This is a genomic window from Enterobacter sp. C4G1 (assembly GCF_052886895.1).
In genome coordinates, this window is the sequence record NZ_JBQVVV010000001.1 from 1,125,747 (window position 1) to 1,143,689 (window position 17,943).

General features: G+C 54.8%; 19 protein-coding genes, 1 pseudogene and 1 other annotated feature. Of the genes and pseudogenes, 12 read left to right on the plus strand and 8 right to left on the minus strand.

Annotated elements, in window-relative coordinates; all coding sequences use genetic code 11:
- Positions 1–333, minus strand: a complete 333-nt coding sequence (locus ACT9TW_RS05375; protein ID WP_014068253.1) for a YceK/YidQ family lipoprotein — start codon at positions 331–333, stop codon at positions 1–3.
- Positions 334–580: 247 nt separating this feature from the next.
- Positions 581–654 (plus strand) — a sequence feature (ROSE (Repression Of Heat Shock gene Expression) occurs in the 5'-region of heat shock genes and acts as an RNA thermometer to modulate expression.).
- Here ACT9TW_RS05375 and ibpA point away from each other — a divergent pair.
- The 3 genes from ibpA to ACT9TW_RS05390 all read left to right on the plus strand — a co-directional run bounded on the left by ibpA (position 648) and on the right by ACT9TW_RS05390 (position 3,992).
- Positions 648–1,058 carry a small heat shock chaperone IbpA gene (gene ibpA / locus ACT9TW_RS05380; protein ID WP_182063091.1) on the plus strand — a complete coding sequence of 137 codons (411 nt, stop codon included), beginning with the start codon at positions 648–650 and terminating at the stop codon, positions 1,056–1,058. Its footprint overlaps the feature before it by 7 nt.
- Before the next feature lie 136 nt (positions 1,059–1,194).
- Complete coding sequence (ibpB, locus tag ACT9TW_RS05385) at positions 1,195–1,623, plus strand: small heat shock chaperone IbpB (RefSeq protein ID WP_446491816.1); 429 nt, start codon at positions 1,195–1,197, stop codon at positions 1,621–1,623.
- Between the two features lie 707 nt (positions 1,624–2,330).
- Positions 2,331–3,992: a putative transporter gene (locus tag ACT9TW_RS05390; RefSeq protein WP_446491817.1), complete on the plus strand. Its 1,662-nt coding sequence runs from the start codon at positions 2,331–2,333 to the stop codon at positions 3,990–3,992.
- Here ACT9TW_RS05390 and ACT9TW_RS05395 read toward each other — a convergent pair.
- Complete coding sequence (locus tag ACT9TW_RS05395; protein ID WP_446491818.1) at positions 3,963–4,706, minus strand: GntR family transcriptional regulator; 744 nt, start codon at positions 4,704–4,706, stop codon at positions 3,963–3,965. The genes ACT9TW_RS05390 and ACT9TW_RS05395 overlap by 30 nt on opposite strands.
- A gap of 223 nt (positions 4,707–4,929) precedes the next feature.
- Here ACT9TW_RS05395 and ACT9TW_RS05400 point away from each other — a divergent pair, with 223 nt between their 5' ends.
- From ACT9TW_RS05400 to ACT9TW_RS05415, 4 genes are all read left to right on the plus strand, one after another.
- The gene (locus tag ACT9TW_RS05400; protein ID WP_446491819.1) at positions 4,930–6,552 is read left to right on the plus strand and encodes an alpha-glucoside-specific PTS transporter subunit IIBC; all 1,623 of its coding nucleotides are present in this window, start codon (positions 4,930–4,932) and stop codon (positions 6,550–6,552) included.
- A complete protein-coding gene (locus ACT9TW_RS05405) occupies positions 6,549–7,871 on the plus strand; it encodes a 6-phospho-alpha-glucosidase (RefSeq protein WP_446491820.1) in 1,323 nt (440 codons plus the stop codon). The genes ACT9TW_RS05400 and ACT9TW_RS05405 overlap by 4 nt, the downstream gene beginning before the upstream one ends.
- Positions 7,872–7,963: 92 nt before the next feature.
- Entirely contained in the window at positions 7,964–8,311 is a 348-nt protein-coding gene (locus ACT9TW_RS05410) for a YidH family protein (protein WP_024907384.1), read from the plus strand.
- Positions 8,301–8,648 carry a DUF202 domain-containing protein gene (locus ACT9TW_RS05415; RefSeq protein ID WP_306684134.1) on the plus strand — a complete coding sequence of 116 codons (348 nt, stop codon included), beginning with the start codon at positions 8,301–8,303 and terminating at the stop codon, positions 8,646–8,648. The genes ACT9TW_RS05410 and ACT9TW_RS05415 overlap by 11 nt, the downstream gene beginning before the upstream one ends.
- A gap of 46 nt (positions 8,649–8,694) precedes the next feature.
- Here ACT9TW_RS05415 and dsdA read toward each other — a convergent pair whose 3' ends face one another.
- Both dsdA and dsdX read right to left on the minus strand, forming a co-directional pair.
- Complete coding sequence (gene dsdA, locus ACT9TW_RS05420; RefSeq protein ID WP_446491821.1) at positions 8,695–9,975, minus strand: D-serine ammonia-lyase; 1,281 nt, start codon at positions 9,973–9,975, stop codon at positions 8,695–8,697.
- A 17-nt stretch (positions 9,976–9,992) separates the two neighbouring features.
- Positions 9,993–11,330, minus strand: a complete 1,338-nt coding sequence (gene dsdX / locus ACT9TW_RS05425; RefSeq protein ID WP_182063100.1) for a D-serine transporter DsdX — start codon at positions 11,328–11,330, stop codon at positions 9,993–9,995.
- Positions 11,331–11,534: 204 nt separating this feature from the next.
- Here dsdX and dsdC point away from each other — a divergent pair, with 204 nt between their 5' ends.
- Together dsdC and ACT9TW_RS05435 are read left to right on the plus strand one after the other, a co-directional pair.
- Entirely contained in the window at positions 11,535–12,461 is a 927-nt protein-coding gene (gene dsdC, locus ACT9TW_RS05430; RefSeq protein WP_446492681.1) for a DNA-binding transcriptional regulator DsdC, read from the plus strand.
- Between the two features lie 86 nt (positions 12,462–12,547).
- Positions 12,548–13,636: a cellulase family glycosylhydrolase gene (locus ACT9TW_RS05435; RefSeq protein ID WP_446491822.1), complete on the plus strand. Its 1,089-nt coding sequence runs from the start codon at positions 12,548–12,550 to the stop codon at positions 13,634–13,636.
- Here ACT9TW_RS05435 and emrD read toward each other — a convergent pair.
- From emrD to tisB, 4 genes are all read right to left on the minus strand, one after another.
- Entirely contained in the window at positions 13,539–14,723 is a 1,185-nt protein-coding gene (gene emrD, locus ACT9TW_RS05440; protein WP_446491823.1) for a multidrug efflux MFS transporter EmrD, read from the minus strand. The two genes, ACT9TW_RS05435 and emrD, sit on opposite strands and share 98 nt — an antisense overlap.
- 175 nt (positions 14,724–14,898) lie before the next feature.
- Positions 14,899–15,732, minus strand: coding sequence for an EamA family transporter (locus ACT9TW_RS05445; protein ID WP_446491824.1), 834 nt, complete (start codon positions 15,730–15,732; stop codon positions 14,899–14,901).
- Between the two features lie 62 nt (positions 15,733–15,794).
- Positions 15,795–16,241, minus strand: a complete 447-nt coding sequence (locus ACT9TW_RS05450) for a GNAT family N-acetyltransferase (protein ID WP_446491825.1) — start codon at positions 16,239–16,241, stop codon at positions 15,795–15,797.
- A gap of 64 nt (positions 16,242–16,305) precedes the next feature.
- Positions 16,306–16,395 (minus strand): type I toxin-antitoxin system toxin TisB, encoded by a 90-nt coding sequence (gene tisB / locus ACT9TW_RS05455; protein ID WP_071599731.1) that lies wholly within the window; start codon positions 16,393–16,395, stop codon positions 16,306–16,308.
- 486 nt (positions 16,396–16,881) lie between these two features.
- On the opposite strand from tisB, the pseudogene ACT9TW_RS05460 reads away from it, so the two are divergent.
- From ACT9TW_RS05460 to ivbL, 3 genes and pseudogenes are all read left to right on the plus strand, one after another.
- A pseudogene (locus tag ACT9TW_RS05460) lies at positions 16,882–17,194 on the plus strand (type II toxin-antitoxin system HigB family toxin).
- Positions 17,191–17,610, plus strand: coding sequence for a helix-turn-helix domain-containing protein (locus tag ACT9TW_RS05465; RefSeq protein ID WP_182063106.1), 420 nt, complete (start codon positions 17,191–17,193; stop codon positions 17,608–17,610). Before ACT9TW_RS05460 ends, ACT9TW_RS05465 begins: the two are co-directional and overlap by 4 nt.
- A gap of 149 nt (positions 17,611–17,759) precedes the next feature.
- The gene (gene ivbL / locus ACT9TW_RS05470; RefSeq protein ID WP_182063107.1) at positions 17,760–17,858 is read left to right on the plus strand and encodes an ilvB operon leader peptide IvbL; all 99 of its coding nucleotides are present in this window, start codon (positions 17,760–17,762) and stop codon (positions 17,856–17,858) included.
- Positions 17,859–17,943: the final 85 nt, after the last annotated feature.

The window sequence follows — 17,943 nt, forward strand, 5'->3', positions numbered from 1 at the left end:
TCAGTGTGAGGGCATCGCCGCGGGCGGGATAACGGAGTTTGTCGCCAGGTTTTCCTGCTCGCTTTTCTCGACGCGCGAACGCACTGAGTTGTCGGTACGCAACATATCCCACGGCAGCAGGAGCGTATCGGCGACTGCCGTCAGCGGCATATCCAGTATCACCAGGGATTTGGTGCCCCAGTTAGTGTCGTCATCCGAGATCATCGCGGCGCTCGCACGAGTGCCCGGGTATGTTCCTTCTTTACCGCCAGTGTGAGACATCACGCTCGAACACCCGCAAAGTAATACCACTCCGCTGAACGTTGTCAGCTTAATCAGAACATTTTTCATCATCTGTAATCATCGTTAATGGCACGGCTCAAACCTGCAATGGGGTTTATAACGGGCCATGTTCGAAATGAATAGTCGAAAAGCGCCGCTCTGTGGCGGCCATCGCAATTTAACCCTTTGTGCTGTAGTCCCAGTCTATGCAAGTACCAGCAAAGTGCAAAAAAATCTCACGGTCTGTGGCTTGAAATCCCCTTTTACAGACCCATTTTAAGTATGTACCTCGATAACACATACGCCTGATGGGTATTTGGGGGGGTACAGCAGCCTGTCCATGGTGGAAGGCTAAAAATTCTCGCTGATTTCAGGAGCTTTTATTTATGCGTAACTTCGATCTTTCCCCGTTATACCGTTCTGCCATTGGTTTTGACCGCCTGTTTAATCATTTAGAAAATAATCAAAGCCAGAGCAACGGCTACCCTCCTTACAATGTTGAGCTGGTGGATGAAAACCACTACCGCATCGCCATTGCCGTCGCCGGTTTTGCAGAGAACGAACTGGAGATCACCGCCCAGGATAACCTGCTGCTGGTGAAAGGTTCACATGCGGCAGAGCAGAAAGAACGTACCTACCTTTACCAGGGCATCGCCGAGCGCAACTTTGAACGCAAGTTCCAGTTAGCCGAGAACATTCATGTTAAAGGCGCGAACCTGGTCAACGGCCTGCTGTTTGTCGAACTGGAACGCATCATTCCAGAAGAGAAAAAACCGCGCCGTATCGAAATTAACTAATTTAGCGGGTCGCGTTCGCGGCCCAAACCGAATTGCTTGCCGTACCGGGAGCATATGCGAATCCATAAGGATTTGCAGGAACAACTGCGCACAAAATTAAACTGTGCCGAACTCGCTTCTCAGAAGGAGATTTAGTATGCGTAATTACGATTTATCCCCCCTGCTGCGTCAGTGGATTGGTTTTGACAAACTGGCTAACGCCCTGCAAAGCACCTCCGAGCAACAGACATTTCCGCCGTACAACATCGAAAAGAGCGATGATAACCACTATCGCATCACGCTGGCGCTGGCTGGCTTCCGTCAGGAAGACCTGGATATCCAGCTTGAAGGCACTCGCCTGAGCGTAAAAGGGACGCCGGAAAAACAAGACACCGAAACCAAATGGTTGCATCAGGGGCTGGTGACTCAGCCGTTCAGCCTGAGCTTTACCCTGGCCGATCATATGGAAGTTTCTGGCGCCACGTTCACTAACGGGTTGCTGCATATCGACCTGACCCGCAACGTGCCGGACGCCATTGCACCGCAGCGTATCGCCATTAGCGAGCGCCCGGCGTTAAATAGCTGATTCTGCTGATTCTGTGCGGGCTGGTGCCCTCACTCCGACCCTCTCCTACTGGGCTGAGGGTTCCCCAGAAAAAATACGGGCACGTACGACCCCCTCTCCTTTTTGGGGAGAGGGTTGGGGTGAGGGGGAACATACAGCTCAGGCGGTCATTCCGTTCACTTTATGTTCCTTGCTACTCTGTCACCACAATACCGGTGAACGTGCCAGGGTAGCTCACCGCCGCTACCCTGGCGACCCGGGCTCCCGGCAAGAAAATCGTCGCTTCGCGAATTGTTCGCCCCATCCCTGGGGCTCACCCCTTCGGGGCCAGCGCGAGCGCTGTCCAAAATTGCTCCCGGCAATTTTGTCCTCAGCGTTTGCTCCAGGCTAATCGGGGACGGGCGGATGAAACGTCCCTGTAAAGCCGCCCTCGCCGCGCATTCATGCGCGTCGCCCCGGCCTTCCGTAAACACTTCGGCGATTTTCAGCCGGACCATGGAGCTGCGGTAAGTCTTTTATTTCAATGGCGTAATATCATCGCTGAAAAAAGACAAAAATTACTGGGGAACCCTCTCCCACAGGGAGAGGGCGCAAACACAAAAAACGGTCACCTTTGGGTGACCGTTTTACTTTTACCTTCGGTTTTTTTGTGCGCCATCGCCCATACAACCGCGTCCGGCTCTGAGAGAATCCTTCTTATAACTAAGGTTATGCACAGGAAGTGGATCATGAGTGATATCGCGTTAACTGTTAGCGTGTTGGCCCTGGTCGCGGTGGTTGGCCTGTGGATTGGCAATATTAAAATCCGTGGCGTCGGGTTTGGTATTGGCGGGGTGTTGTTCGGCGGGATTTTTGTCGGACATTTTGCTGACCAGCTTGGGCTTGTGCTCAGCACTGAGATGCTGCACTTCATCCAGGAATTCGGTCTGATCCTCTTTGTGTATACCATTGGTATCCAGGTTGGGCCGGGGTTTTTCGCTTCTCTTCGTGTTTCTGGCTTACGGCTTAATCTGTTTGCGCTCGGCATTGTCGTGATGGGTGGGCTAGTCGCCGCTCTTCTGCATAAACTCTTTGCTATTCCGCTCCCCGTGGTGCTGGGTATTTTCTCTGGCGCGGTCACCAACACGCCTGCGCTGGGTGCCGGGCAGCAAATCCTGCGCGATCTGGGTATCTCGCCAGGCATTGTTGACCAGATGGGGATGAGCTATGCCATGGCTTACCCGTTCGGTATTTGCGGCATCCTGCTCTCGATGTGGCTGATGCGTGTGCTGTTTCGCATCAATGTTGAGAAAGAGGCGCAGGATCATGAATCCACGCTGACGAATGGCCATGCGCTGATCAAAACCATCAATATCCGGGTTGATAACCCCAACCTCGACAAAATGGCCATTCAGGACGTGCCGATCCTGAACAGCGTCAACATCATCTGCTCGCGGCTTAAACGTGACGACATGCTGATGGTGCCATCGCCCGGCACCATTATTCAGTTGGGGGATTTACTGCACCTGGTCGGGCAGCCGGGGGATCTGCATAACGCGCGGCTGGTGATTGGTCAGGAGGTGGATACCTCGCTCTCCACACGCGGAACCGACATGCGCGTTGAGCGTGTTGTGGTCACCAACGAGCAGGTTCTTGGCAAGAAAATCCGCGATTTACAGGTAAAAGAGCGTTATGACGTGGTGATCTCGCGTCTTAACCGTGCGGGCATCGAACTGGTCGCTAGCCCGGATGCCAGCCTGCAATTTGGCGACATCCTCAATCTGGTTGGCCGGCCCTCGTCGATAGATGCCGTGGCGGATATGGTCGGCAACGCGCAGCAAAAATTACAGCAGGTGCAGATGCTGCCGGTATTTATCGGTATCGGTCTGGGCGTGCTGCTAGGCTCCATTCCGCTGTATGTACCGGGCTTCCCGGTAGCACTCAAGCTGGGGCTGGCGGGCGGTCCGCTGATTATGGCGCTGATCCTCGGGCGTATCGGCTGCATCGGTAAGCTGTACTGGTTTATGCCGCCGAGCGCTAACCTGGCGCTGCGCGAGCTGGGTATTGTGCTGTTTCTGGCGGTTGTCGGCCTGAAATCCGGCGGCGATTTTGTTGATACTCTGGTCAGAGGCGAAGGGATGAGCTGGGTAGGCTACGGGATATTTATTACCGCAATCCCGCTGCTGACGATGGGCATTCTGGCGCGGATGTTCGCTAAAATGAACTACCTGACACTCTGCGGGATGCTCGCGGGCTCCATGACTGACCCGCCAGCACTCGCCTTTGCCAATAACCTGCACGCCACCAGCGGTGCGGCGGCACTCTCTTATGCCACAGTTTATCCGCTGGTGATGTTCCTTCGTATCATTACACCACAGCTACTAGCGGTGATTTTCTGGGGGATGAGTTAGTAACTCTTCCGGGTGGATGCGCCGTAAATGGTAGTCCACCTGGTAATCACTGGTATTACGGAACATCACGGAATAATTGAGGAACTCGCCGCTGTCGCTGTAAGAGAGAGAAGTGATTCGCAACAGCGGCGTTTGTTCCGGCAGGTTCAGGTACTGCGCCAGCTGTTTGTCTGCCAGAACGGGCGTCAGGCTTTCGTAGTTCCCGCTGATGGTTATCCCACACTCCTTTTCGATGTAATCAAACTTCGACCCTTCAAGATGCGCCAGCGACAGGTTGCGAAACAGCTTCACCGGCATAAAGCTGTCCTCCAGCATCAGCGGCTTGCCTTCTACATAACGCACCCGGCGCGAAAAGTAGATCCGCTCATCAATCTGAATGCGTAACTGGCTGGCAATGGCAGGCGGCGCGGGCATCACCTCAAACTGTAACACCTTGCTTTGCACCTCTTTTCCCTGCTGGCGTAGCACTTCCACCAGCCCGGTCAGGTTCGTAGTTTCATGGTGGACGTCTTTACGTGCCACAAAGGTGCCGCTGCCGTGACGACGTTCAACCAGCCCCCAGTTCACCAGTAAATCGAGCGCCTTACGGATGGTCATTCGCGCCACGCCAAACTCCTGCGCCAGCGCTTTCTCACCCGGTAACGGGCTACCGACATTGTAATCCGATGAATTCAGCCGTAACCGCAGCCTGTCGGCAATGGATTTGTAGATCACCTGTAGACCTCTCTGTGCATATCAGGGGGGAGAGCTGAGTGGGAAGATGTCCATATTTACAACCAAAAGTAGACCTGAGTGACCAAATTAAAACCATGAATGCGATCACGGAACGCAGCGGCACGTCATGTTTGCTCATCAGTAAATTCTTATGCTCATTTCAGGCCAGCAAAAAACCATAAAGGCCTCTACCCCCTACAGGTTGTTACATGAGGATTTAAAAATGCTCAGTCAAATACAACGTTTTGGCGGTGCCATGTTTACCCCGGTGTTGTTGTTTCCGTTTGCCGGGATCGTGGTTGGGATCGCCATCATGCTGCGCAACCCGCTTTTCGTGGGTGAAGCGCTCACTGCACCGGATAATTTATTCGCGCAAATCGTTCACATTATTGAAGAAGGCGGCTGGGCGGTGTTTCGCAACATGCCGCTGATTTTCGCCGTGGGTTTACCCATTGGCCTGGCAAAACAGGCGCAGGGTCGGGCCTGCCTTGCGGTACTGATTAGCTTCCTGACATGGAACTACTTCATCAATGCGATGGGGATGACCTGGGGCCATTTCTTTGGCGTCGATTTCTCCGCTGAACCCACTGCTGGCAGCGGGCTGGCAATGATTGCCGGGATCAAAACGCTGGATACCAGCATTATCGGGGCGATAGTTATTTCGGGTCTCGTCACCGCCATCCATAATCGCTATTTCGACAAACCCCTGCCGGTGTTTCTGGGGATTTTCCAGGGCACGTCGTTTGTCGTCATCCTCGCGTTTTTCGTGATGATCCCCTGCGCCTGGCTGACGCTACTGGGCTGGCCAAAAGTGCAGATGGGCATTGAGTCCTTACAAGCGTTCTTACGTTCTGCCGGTGCGCTGGGCGTTTGGGTTTATACCTTCCTGGAACGCATTCTGATCCCAACCGGACTGCACCACTTTGTCTACGGACCGTTTATTTTCGGCCCCGCAGCGGTGGAAGGCGGCATTCAGGTGTACTGGGCGCAGCATTTACAGGAATTCAGCCAGAGCACGCTGCCGCTGAAAACCCTGTTCCCGGAAGGTGGCTTCGCGCTGCACGGCAACTCAAAAGTGTTCGGCTCCGTCGGGATCGCGCTGGCGCTCTGGTACACCGCCTCACCTGAAAACCGCGTCAAAGTGGCGGGCTTGCTGATCCCGGCAACCCTCACCGCCATGCTGGTGGGCATTACTGAGCCGCTTGAATTCACCTTCCTGTTTATTTCGCCGCTGCTGTTTGCCGTCCATGCCGTGCTGGCGGCAACGATGGCGACGGTAATGTATGTCTTCGGTGTGGTGGGCAACATGGGGGGCGGGCTGCTTGACCAGTTCCTGCCGCAAAACTGGATCCCGATGTTCCACAACCACGCTTCCACGATGTTCACCCAGATAGGCATTGGTCTCTGCTTCACCGGTATCTATTTCGTGGTCTTTAAAACACTGATTGAGCGGCTGAATCTCAAAACGCCGGGACGTGAAGAGAGCGAAATCAAACTCTACAGCAAGGCCGATTACCAGGCCGCTCGCGGGCAAACCACTGCGCCGGCAGCGGCAAGCCAGCAGGTCGGCCAGGCCGCCGGTTTCTTACAGGCGCTCGGCGGCGCCGGCAATATCGAAAGCGTGAATAACTGCGCCACCCGCTTACGTATCACGCTGGTGGATATGGCACAGACCCAAAGCGACGACGTCTTTAAAGCCCTGGGCGCACACGGTGTGGTGCGACGCGGCAACGGCATTCAGGTGATTGTCGGTCTGCACGTTCCCCAGGTGCGCGACCAGCTTGAATCGCTAATGAAAACCCCTTTAACGAACGAACAAACCACCCTGACGGAGGCTGTATCATGAAAAAATTCTCAGTTGTCATTGCAGGCGGCGGCAGTACCTTTACCCCGGGTATCGTCCTGATGTTGTTAGCCAACCGTGACCGTTTCCCGCTGCGCGCCCTGAAGTTCTATGACAACGATGGCGCACGCCAGGAAACCATCGCCGAGGCGTGCAAAATTATCCTCAGGGAGCAGGCCCCGGAAATCGAATTTTGCTACACCACTGACCCAAAAGTGGCCTTTACCGATGTGGATTTCGTGATGGCGCATATTCGCGTGGGTAAATACCCGATGCGCGAAAAAGACGAGAAAATCCCGCTGCGCCATGGCGTGCTGGGCCAGGAAACCTGCGGCCCGGGCGGGATCTCTTACGGGATGCGCTCGATCGGTGGTGTGCTGGAGCTGGTGGATTATATGGAGCAGTACTCGCCGAATGCCTGGATGCTGAACTACTCCAACCCGGCGGCGATTGTGGCGGAAGCGACCCGCCGCCTGCGTCCGAACGCCAAAATCCTCAACATCTGCGATATGCCGATCGGCATTGAAGGGCGGATGGCGCAGATTGTTGGTCTGAAAGACCGCAAAGAGATGCGCGTGCGCTACTACGGCCTGAACCACTTCGGCTGGTGGACATCGATTGAAGATTTGAACGGCAACGATCTGATGCCAAAACTGCGCGAATATGTGGCGAAAAACGGTTATGTTCCGCCTTCTGACTCGGCGCATACTGAAGCAAGCTGGAACGATACCTTTGCCAAAGCGAAAGACGTGCAGGCGCTGGATCCAGACACCATGCCGAACACCTATCTGAAATATTACTTCTTCCCGGATTACGTGGTGGCGCACGCCAACCCGGAGCGCACCCGCGCAAACGAAGTGATGGATCACCGCGAGAAGCATGTGTTCAGCTCCTGCCGGGCGATTATCGAAGCCGGTAAATCTTCCGCCGGGGAGCTGGAAATCGACGAACACGCGTCTTATATCGTCGATCTGGCCACTGCCATTGCCTTCAACACCCAGGAGCGCATGTTGTTAATCGTGCCAAATAACGGCGCAATCCATAACTTTGATGCCGATGCGATGGTGGAAATTCCGTGCCTGGTGGGGCATAACGGCCCTGAACCGCTCACCGTGGGCGACATTCCGCACTTCCAGAAGGGGTTAATGAGCCAGCAGGTGGCGGTGGAAAAACTGGTGGTAGATGCCTGGGAGCAGCGCTCGTATCAGAAACTCTGGCAGGCGATCACCTTGTCGAAAACCGTGCCGAGCGCGTCGGTCGCCAAAGCGATCCTTGATGACCTGATTGAAGCCAACAAAGAGTACTGGCCAGAGCTGCATTAATCTTCCTGACCGGCATCATCCGATGCCGGTTTTCTTGTCCTTGTCGATTTACGCTATGCTGAAGCCTGCCTGGAGCACGACAAGGAACCTTCATGAAAATTTCTCGCCTCGGTGAAGCCCCGGACTACCGCTTCTCGCTGGCTAATGAACGTACATTTTTAGCGTGGATACGCACTGCACTGGGCTTTCTCGCTGCGGGTGTCGGCCTCGACCAACTGGCCCCGGATTTCGCGACTCCGCTGATCCGCGAAGTGCTGGCCCTGCTGCTGTGCCTGTTTGCGGGCGTGCTGGCGATTTACGGCTACCTGCGCTGGTTACGTAACGAAAAAGCGATGCGCCTGAAGCAGGATCTGCCCTATACGCGCGGGTTATTGATTATCAGCGCGATACTGTTGGCGGTGGCAGGTGTGGTGATGGTGCTGGTGTTCTATGGCGGATAGCCGCAAAGCGCGCCGCGAAGCCGATCCCGGCTTACAGCCGGAACGAACCTCACTGGCCTGGCTTCGTACGCTACTGGGATACGGTGCGCTGATCGCGCTGGCGATTAAACACAATTGGCATCGCACAGGCGTGCCGTTCTGGGTTTCTCTTGTTGTGCTGGCGCTGGTGGCGATCATTTTGTGGCGTTACACCCGCAGCCGTAACCTGATGGATGTCGCCCGGGATGACTTTGTACAGCCAAAAGCGGTGCGGGATAAGTTTCTGATCGCGCTGGCCGTGCTGTCACTGGCGCTGCTGTTTGCCGTCACTCATATTCAGCAGATCCTGAATCTGTAAAAAAAAATCGATCCCTCTCCCACAGGAGAGGGATACACAAAACCCCTTAACGGCCCTTCGCCAGATACTTCGCCATTTCGTCTTCCGGCACCATGCCGCCGCCTGTCGCCCATACCAGGTGGGTGGCGTTGGCCTGGACGCGCACCGGCCCGGCCATACCCGCCAGCGCCGAGGGCTCCAGGCGAATACCTTCTTCATGCGCCAGCCAGCCGAGCATGTCATACATACTCTGATCGCTTAAGGTGTAGAAGCCATCGAGCAAGCGCTCCATCGCCCGGCCCACAAAACCAGACGCACGACCGACCGCCAGACCATCAGCTGCCGTCACGTTGTCGATCCCCAGATCCTGCACCGCAATCTCGTCGTGCAGGCCGGTATAAACGCCCAGCAGCATACAAGGGGAGTGAGTTGGCTCGGCAAAGAAGCAGTGAACGTTGTCGCCGAAGGCCAGCTTCAGACCAAACGCCACGCCGCCAGGGCCACCGCCCACACCACACGGCAGGTAGACGTACAGCGGATGTTGCGCATCCACCACGCGGCCCTGTGCGGCAAACTGTGCCTTCAGGCGCTCGCCTGCAGCGGCGTAGCCCAGGAACAGGGTGCGGGAGTTTTCATCGTCGATAAAGAAACAGTTGGGGTCGCTTTCTGCGGCTTTGCGCCCCTGTTCAACCGCCACGCCGTAGTCCTGCTCGTATTCGACCACAATCACGCCGTGGCTGCGCAGTTTGGCTTTCTTCCATTCGCGGGCATCGGCAGACATATGCACCGTGACCTTAAAGCCGATCCGCGCACTCATGATCCCGATGGACATCCCCAGGTTGCCGGTCGACCCTACCGCAATGCTGTACTGGCTGAAAAAGTCCTTAAAGCGCGGCTCCAGCAGGATGCTGTAATCGTCGTCGACGCTGAGCAGGCCCGCTGCCAGCGCCAGTTTTTCCGCGTGAGTGAGCACCTCATAGATACCGCCGCGCGCTTTAATAGAACCCGAAATCGGCAGGTGGCTGTCTTTTTTCAGCAGCAGCGTGCCGGGGATCGTCGTGCCGAATTCTTTCTCCAGCCGCTTATGCATTGCCGGAATGGCCACCAGTTCAGATTCAATAATCCCGTTGGTGGCTGCCGTTTCCGGAAACGCTTTCGCCAGATACGGTGCGAAGCGGTTCAGCCGCGCATGGGCGTCGTCCACGTCGGCTTTGGTCAGCCCGACATACGGTAACCCTTCTTCAAGCGAGGTGGTCCGCGGGTTAAACCAGGTGGTTTCTTTCAGGGCAATCAGATCCTCAACCAGAGGGAACTGTGCGGTTAGCGTGGTGATAGTTGCGTTTTCCATAATAAATCTCTTCGCGCTCAGATAATGAAAGAAAGCAGGAATGTGCCGCCAAGTGCAAGCACCGAGGCGATAAAGGTCGCCGTCGTATAGTATTTGAACGTCTCATTCAGGGTCGCGCCGCAGTATTGCTTCACAAGCCAGAAGAGGGAATCAGTCACGATCGTGCAGCCAATGGCACCAGAACCGATGGCAATGGTAATGATTTCCGGGCTGACGTTCGGGTACAGCGGCAGCATCGGGGCCACGATGGCGGTGGCACCCATCATCGCAACGGTGGCTGAGCCTACCGCTGCGTGTAGAACTAACGCCACCAGCCAGGCGAGCAGGATCGGATGCATATGCAGGTTCGACAGGATCTGCGCCAGCGTATCGGCCAGCCCGCTGGTTTTGAGGATAGCGTTAAACGCCCCGCCCGCACCGATGATCAGCAGAATGTTAGCGATAGAGCCAAAACCGTGTTCGGTATGGGTGAGCATGGTGCTCATCCCCATATGCTGACGCAGCCCAAGCAGGTAGTAGGCAACAAACACGGCGATAAACATCGCGGTGATCGGGTTGCCGATAAATTCCAGTACCGTGTACAGGGTGCCCGTTTTCGCCATGTTCAGCTCGGCGATGGTTTTCACCAGCATCAGGCCGATGGGCAGCAGCACCGTGAACAGCGTTGCCCCAAGTGACGGCAGCGTGTGTTCTTCCCGGACTTTTAGGTCAGAAAATTCTGCCGGAACCGGTTTGAACGGCAGACGATTGCCGAGCAGTTTCAGGAACAGCGGGCCGCCCACCAGCGAGGCCGTCAGGCCAACCAGTAAGCCGTAGACGATAACTGTCCCTACATCCGCGCCCAGTTTATTGGTGACGAACAGCGCCGCCGGGTGCGGAGGTACCACGCAGTGCACGGCCATCAGTGCAGTACAGAGCGGGATAGCCAGCTTCAGTAGCGAGGTCTGGGTTTTTTTGGCAATCGAGAAGGCAAGCGGGATCAGCAATACCACGCCCACTTCCACAAACAGCGTGATGCCGCAAATCATCCCCACCAGCACCATAATCACATCGGCGGATAACCAGCGGCAGCGCTGAAGCGTGATGCCGATACGCTCCGCCGCGCCGGACACTTCCATCATCTTGCCGAGAATCGTCCCCAGGCCAATCACCGCCGCCAGGAAGCCTAGCGTGCCGCCAATCCCGCTCTCAATGGCATTCACCATATCCAGCGGGCCCATCCCCATCATGGTGCCGACGAAAAAGCTCGCCAGCAGCAGTGCCAGGAACGGATGAAACTTCAGTTTTACGATGGTTAATACAATCAACACGATGCTGATGAGCAGCGTCGCCACAACCCAGACCTGAGATCCCATATCTCACCTCACCCTTAAGTAATCTGCGGGTATTGGACGAAAAAACGGCATGGGCTGACAAACGATATAAATTGCCGTTCAGGTGAGCCAGATTGAATCAAATGAGTGACTAAACTCTAAAAAACACACTTATTTCGTGTTTGGTTCACATAAATTCATCTTTGAAAGGTATTCTGGGCAGGTAAAAAGAGAGTGAGAATGGCGATGAATGATGCAAATGAGGCCAGAAACCGCCTGTTAAATGGCTGGCAGTTGTCAAAAATGTACACCTTTGAAGTGGCGGCGCGTCACGAATCCTTTGCGCTGGCGGCGGAAGAGCTCTCGTTAAGCCCCAGCGCGGTCAGTCACCGCATCAACCTGCTTGAAGAGGAGCTGGGCATTCAGCTGTTTGTGCGTTCACACCGGAAAGTGGAGCTGACCCAGGAAGGGAAGCGCGTGTACTGGACGTTAAAATCGTCGCTGGACACCCTGAATCAGGAGATTCTGGATATTAAAAACCAGGCGCTGTCCGGCACGCTGACGGTTTACTCCCGTCCGTCGATTGCCCAGTGCTGGCTGGTACCAATGCTGGGGGACTTCACCCGCCGGTATCCGTCGATTTCGCTGACCATTTTGACCGGCAATGATTATGTAAATATGCAGCGAACGGGGGTCGATCTGGCGCTCTATTTCGACGATACGCCGCCAAATCATCTGTCTCATCATTTTTTGATGGATGAGGCTATCCTGCCGGTGTGTTCCCCGGAATATGCACAACAACATGCGCTGCTTCAGAACCCGGATAACCTGCGCCACTGCACCTTGCTGCATGACCGCCAGGCCTGGAGCAACGACTCCGGCACCGACGAGTGGTTTAGCTGGGCGCAGCATTTTGCAGTAAATATGCCGCCATCATCGGGTATTGGTTTCGATCGTTCTGATTTAGCCATTATTGCTGCAATGAACCACGTGGGGGTGGCGATGGGGCGTAAACGTCTGGTGCAAAAGCGCCTTGAGAATGGGGAACTGATAGCGCCCTTTGGCGAGAAAACGCTGAAATGCCATCAACACTATTACATCTCCACCCCTTCCGGGCGACAGTGGCCAAAAATCGATGCCTTTATCAATTGGTTGAAGGCGATGGCGCAGTGAAGATTTATTACGCTTTGGCTCTACACGAAATGTGAAAAAGCGTGCTAAATACAGGTTATTGCTTTTGATTTCTCGCAAGGTACATTGTGTTTAAGCCTCTCATTACCACTGCGTTACTGCTAACTTCCGGCTGGGCCATCGCCGCTGAGCCGCCGCTGACGGCTGCCCTTTATGCGCAGCAGCTTGGCGTGGGTATTGATGTCGACTGGGCGCGCACCGAACGTGGCATCCGGGAATTCGATCCGCTGGTAGTTCGTGATTTTCGCGCCAAAGGGTTAACGCATGTGCGTATTCGCGTGGCGGATGAACCTACCGAAGCGCGGCTCATTCATCTGCGTAAACTGGTAGAGGCGTGCGAGCAATACGGGGTGATCCCCATCATCGCTTATCAGGCTGACGAATATAAAAACGACCCCAAAGCGGACAATGAAAAAGAGGTGATCAACTGGTGGATTGCGGTGGCGCACTATTTTGGCCAAAGCTCGCCGCTGCTTGGGTTTGATCTGATCTATGAGCCTGCGGATAAGCTCAACCACAACCAGGCTTCGCTGAACCGGGTATACGAGAAAACGATAAAAGTCATTCACAGCATTGATGCTAATCGCATGATTTTTATCGCGCCACGCCTGCGTGCCGCGCCGGAAGATTTATCCAGCATGAAGCTGCCTGCGCACAGTCAAAACTACCTGCTGGCCGAGTGGCATATTTTCCCGTGGGGGCCGCTGAAAAATAACGGCAAATACCCGTGGACGTCCGGTACGGCGGCCGAAAAAGCCGCCATTCACAACCGGATTAACACCGCGCTGCACTGGCAGCAAAAAACCGGACATGTCAGTTGGGTTGGCGGCTGGGGAGTGGGTGAATCAAGCCGATTTACGCCAACTGCGTCGCAGCTGGCGTTTGCCACGTTTATGGCCTGTGAACTGCAAAAGTCGAAAATCCCGTATGCCATTAACGCCGATTTCCAGTTTTATGACGGGGAAGAAGGGGCCTGGCGGCCTGCGCCAGAGCCTTTATTGCAGACCATGATTACACCTGAGTGTGAAAAGCCCGCCGAGAAGCCGGGCCATCATGCAGTTAAACCGGCTGCTCATGATGCGGGACACGGGACGCCAGCGGCAGCCAGCACAGTAAAATCAGTAGCCCCATCAGCGTCATCAGTAAACCCAAACTAGCCTGACCGGTTTGCGGTAACAGCGCAGAAAGCCAGGCCAGCGCGCCGGAACCGATATTCTGCAAACCGCCCACCAGCGCGCCCGCCGTACCTGCGAGGAACGGGAACGGCTCCATTGCGCCACTGGTGGCGAGCGGGAACAACATCCCTGCACCGAAGAAGAACAGCGCCGCCGGGATAAGCAGCGTCCAGACGGTCATCACGGCGAACAACCCTGGGATCCACATCATCACGCCTGCCAGCAGGCAGCTAATCACTGACTGCCACATCAGCGTGGAGAAACGTTTGTTCGGGCGCCCGGCAAACCATGCGCCAAAAAACGCCGCCGGAATAGGCAGGATAAACAGGATACTCACCACTATACTGCTGAGGCCAAGCCCTGCGCCTAACAGCACGCCGGAGCAGGCTTCAAACACGGCAATCCCCGCCAGGCCGCCGATCAACATCAGCAGGTAGCAGGTGAACGCCCCGTTGCCGAACAGCGTTTTATAGCTGGTGATAAGTTTGGTGCGCGGTGCGTCGGTGGGGCGCGTTTCCGGCATCCAGCGCGCCATGCTGAAGGTCACAATCACACACAGCACCAGCAGGAAGACGTAGCAGGCACGCCACGACCACATTGTATCCAGCAGGCCGCCAATCAACGGGGCCAGCAGCGGACTCACCAGAATGCCCATATTGAGCAGACTGTTGGCATGGCGAAGCTGGGTGCCCTGGTACAGATCACGCGGCAAGGTGCGCGCCATCACCCCGCCAACGCCGGTCCCGACGCCTTGCAGAGCGCTGGCGGCAATCAGTACCGTCAGGCTATGGGTGGTGATGGCAATCACCGTGGCGACCATAAATATGCACATGCCCACCAGAATCACCGGGCGACGCCCAATGCGATCGGACAGCGGGCCGTAAAACAGCTGAGAGACGCCATAGGTCAGCAGATAAGCGGCCATGACGCTCTGCACTGCGCCCTCGCGGACGTTCAGTTCCTTTGCCATGTCGGCGATTGCCGGAATGTAGATGGTTTGCGCCATCTGACCGACGGCCACCAGTAACACCAGCATCAACAATAAGTTAACGTTCCTTTGTTTTTTCATGTCGCTGATTACTTTTGCCAAAAGAGAGAAATAAAGAATAAGTGACTGCTCATTCCCATAAATGCGCGAGGAATCTACCACAGTGCGATGGCAATTTAAGCATTGTTGTAGAGAATGGAAAAACCGGGAAAGGCAGGATTTGTAAACAAGATCGGCAACTAATGTTGCCAGTGATTTACGCCAGGCGCAGCAGAATCGCTCCGCCAGCAATACCCAGCGCCGCAGCAATACGCAGACCCGCAACTTTCTCTTTTAAAAGGACAAACGCGATCAGTGCCCCAAAAAGAATGGAGGTTTCGCGCAGCGCTGCGACCACTGCCAGCGGGGCCTGCGTCATTGCCCATAGCGCCAGGCCGTAAGAGCCCATAGTACCTACCCCGCCGAGCAGCCCCTTTTTCCAGTGCAGACGCAGGTAGCTGGACGCTTCACGCCGCCGCGCGACCATCGCCCAGCTCAGCAGGCAGAAGCCGTTCATAAAGAAGGTCCACAGCGTGTAGCCCAGCGCGGTGTCAGAGAGCCGCACGCCGGTGCCATCCACCAGCGTATAGCCCGCGATAAAACAGGCATTCAGCAGCGCCAGCCAGATCCCTTTTCGGGACTGCATGCGTCCGTTCATCGCCATCGCCAGTATCGACAGGCAGATCACCCCGATGCCGGACCACGCGAGCCATGAGAGGCTATCGCCGAGCGCCAGCACGCTGATCAGCGCCACCAGAAGCGGCGCAGTGCCGCGCATCAGGGGATAGGTCTGACTCATATCAGAGACCTGATAGGTCTTCGCCACCAGCACCGTGTACACCACCTGTAACGCGCAGGAGACGATTAAAAACGGCCAGCTTGCGGCAGAAGGCTGTGGCGAGAAGGGGAGCAGCACCAGGGCAATCAGCGTGGCGGAGCCGCTGACGCTGATTGCAGAATAGAGCTTATCCGTTCCGGCTTTGACGATGGCGTTCCAGCTGGCATGCAGCAGCGCGGCGAAGAGTAAAATGCAGAAAACGGTGATGGTCATGGCGTATCGGGTGATTAATTGTCACTCAACTGTAACATTCACACTCTGATGCTGCCAGCCGGTTAGACCGCACAAAAAAGGCGGTGCGTCACCCGCGGTTCGTCAGACACCAGCGTAAAACCCGCCTGGCGATAGAAACCGTACGCAATGTCCGGCGCATGGGTATTGAGAAAATCAAACCAGATGCTCGCATCGGCCGTTACCACGGTCAAAAGTTGTTTTCCAATGCCCAGTCCGCGGCACTTCTCGCTGACGTAGAGATGGCGAATGCGTCCGGCGCGTGGTTGCTGGCTAAACGGATCGCGGTTCAGGCCGCATACGCCCACTAGTTTGCCGTTCAGAAACGCCCCCAGCAGTTTTTCACCCGGTGCGTTAAAGCGGTTTTCACCACGCTGCCAGTTCTCTTCCAGCCTGCGTAGCATGTTGAAATTCAGCGTGATGCTTTCGGTTTTCAGGGCAATATACCCGGGTTCTTCGGGTGTAATGGGTTCAATTAACAGACGCGACATAGCATTCCCTCGTTATTAAAGAGGGGCGGTTGCCCGCCCCTCTCAGGTGCGACTTGAACCTGAATCACCGCAGGTATTTCAGGACGGCATCAAGCAGTTGCAGTACAGCAACAATGAGTTTGAGGATAAGAACCACCATATCCACTACGCTCATACGCGTCTCCTTTTGGTCAAAAGGAGCACGATGCTGGCGTACCTTTCCGCCGCCTGTTGCCAGCACCTGGATTGACGTAACACAGTGTGCTCACTTCAGGGGTTAAGGCACTGACGGCACCACCCGTTTCAGCCAGGACTTTGTTGCGCCGGTAAAACAGCGGCCCCCTCGCGCACTGCGAACACCCTCAGTATAGATAAATACTGTATGCATGAACAGTATTTTATGGACAAAGATTGTCAGAGGGTACATACTCAGAAACGTCAAAATCCGTGCCTTAAATTGCGCGTTCGTCGCCGATCGCGTATACTTTTTGCGTTGACGTAACACAGTGTGTTCTGCGGTTACCAGCCGCAAACCCTGAAAAAAACCTCGCTCCGGCGGGGTTTTTTGTTTTCCGGGCAAATACAACAAACGAGTCAGTTGACTAAATGGCAATGCATGTTATTGTTGCCATATTGGCAACGGACGCGGTGGGAATGCAGGATGCATTTAATTTCTATGAAGGCAATTTTGGATGCAGTCATTACCTTTCCACAGCATAAGGAAGAACTCCTTTTTCTGGGGAGAGTCATCGAAAAGAGCAATTGCCACGCCTGCTGCGCTGAAAAAGCTGTTTCCAACACTTGATAATTTTAAGTATCTGGATAAGCACTATGTTATTGATATAGCGAACAACAATCTCAGACTGGTGGCTCTCATATTCTTTGAAAGCCAAAAGTTTTATGTGCGCCATGTTTTTACTCATAAGGAATATGACCGTTTTACGGAGAAACATCGCACTAAGGGGAAGAAATGATGATCGTTGCTGATGCAATGAAAGCTACGTATGCCCTTGTTGCGGCTGTTCCTCTGCTGGGTGAACATCCTAACGAACAGGATTACAAAGACGCTCTGGAACTGGTTGAGTATCTTCTTATGAACGAACCGGGTAGCCCTTTACTGGATATCGTATGTGCAAGAATTAGCCGCTACGAAGCGAACCAGCCAGACATTGTCGCGTTACGTCTGGAGATGGAATCTGTACCTGTTGGCATTGCGGTTCTAAGAACGTTGATGGATCAATATAACCTGACGATATCTGATTTTCAGGATGAAATTGGCAGTAAATCAATGGTTTCAAGGGTGCTTAACGGCCAGAGGCAGCTCACTCTGAACCACATTAAAAAGCTTGCAGCCCGATTTGGTGTATCGCCCGCGCTATTTATTGAATGACAAAAAATCAGGCTTTTTTTGTTTTCATCACTCAACAAACGAAACGTGATCTTTGACGCATTTTTGCGCAGATGAAAATATTTCCATTGTCACGCCGAAAAACCTGTGTTTGTATGAATTCTATCAATGATTCCAAACACAGGTCCCCAATGACTTTATCCATGAACACCGCGACCCTACTAAAAACTGCGCTACCAGCCGCAGTGGTCGTCGTGCGTGTGGTGGTGGTCGTCGGCAATGCGCCGTAGGGACTGGAACAACACACGATTCCAAAACCCCGCCGGCGCAAACCGGGCGGGGTTTTTAGTTTAAACGCCTCCCGGAAAGTCGGCC

Coding starts and splice junctions, on each gene's coding strand:
- tisB (WP_071599731.1), bottom strand. CDS start 16,395: ATGAGCGTAGTGGATATGGTGGTTCTTATCCTCAAACTCATTGTTGCT.
- emrD (WP_446491823.1), bottom strand. CDS start 14,723: ATGAAAAAACAAAGGAACGTTAACTTATTGTTGATGCTGGTGTTACTG.
- ivbL (WP_182063107.1), top strand. CDS start 17,760: ATGACTTTATCCATGAACACCGCGACCCTACTAAAAACTGCGCTACCA.
- dsdA (WP_446491821.1), bottom strand. CDS start 9,975: ATGGAAAACGCAACTATCACCACGCTAACCGCACAGTTCCCTCTGGTT.
- dsdC (WP_446492681.1), top strand. CDS start 11,535: ATGAATGATGCAAATGAGGCCAGAAACCGCCTGTTAAATGGCTGGCAG.
- ACT9TW_RS05375 (WP_014068253.1), bottom strand. CDS start 333: ATGATGAAAAATGTTCTGATTAAGCTGACAACGTTCAGCGGAGTGGTA.
- ACT9TW_RS05405 (WP_446491820.1), top strand. CDS start 6,549: ATGAAAAAATTCTCAGTTGTCATTGCAGGCGGCGGCAGTACCTTTACC.
- ACT9TW_RS05390 (WP_446491817.1), top strand. CDS start 2,331: ATGAGTGATATCGCGTTAACTGTTAGCGTGTTGGCCCTGGTCGCGGTG.
- ACT9TW_RS05450 (WP_446491825.1), bottom strand. CDS start 16,241: ATGTCGCGTCTGTTAATTGAACCCATTACACCCGAAGAACCCGGGTAT.
- ACT9TW_RS05465 (WP_182063106.1), top strand. CDS start 17,191: ATGATGATCGTTGCTGATGCAATGAAAGCTACGTATGCCCTTGTTGCG.
- dsdX (WP_182063100.1), bottom strand. CDS start 11,330: ATGGGATCTCAGGTCTGGGTTGTGGCGACGCTGCTCATCAGCATCGTG.
- ACT9TW_RS05415 (WP_306684134.1), top strand. CDS start 8,301: ATGGCGGATAGCCGCAAAGCGCGCCGCGAAGCCGATCCCGGCTTACAG.
- ibpB (WP_446491816.1), top strand. CDS start 1,195: ATGCGTAATTACGATTTATCCCCCCTGCTGCGTCAGTGGATTGGTTTT.
- ibpA (WP_182063091.1), top strand. CDS start 648: ATGCGTAACTTCGATCTTTCCCCGTTATACCGTTCTGCCATTGGTTTT.
- ACT9TW_RS05410 (WP_024907384.1), top strand. CDS start 7,964: ATGAAAATTTCTCGCCTCGGTGAAGCCCCGGACTACCGCTTCTCGCTG.
- ACT9TW_RS05400 (WP_446491819.1), top strand. CDS start 4,930: ATGCTCAGTCAAATACAACGTTTTGGCGGTGCCATGTTTACCCCGGTG.
- ACT9TW_RS05445 (WP_446491824.1), bottom strand. CDS start 15,732: ATGACCATCACCGTTTTCTGCATTTTACTCTTCGCCGCGCTGCTGCAT.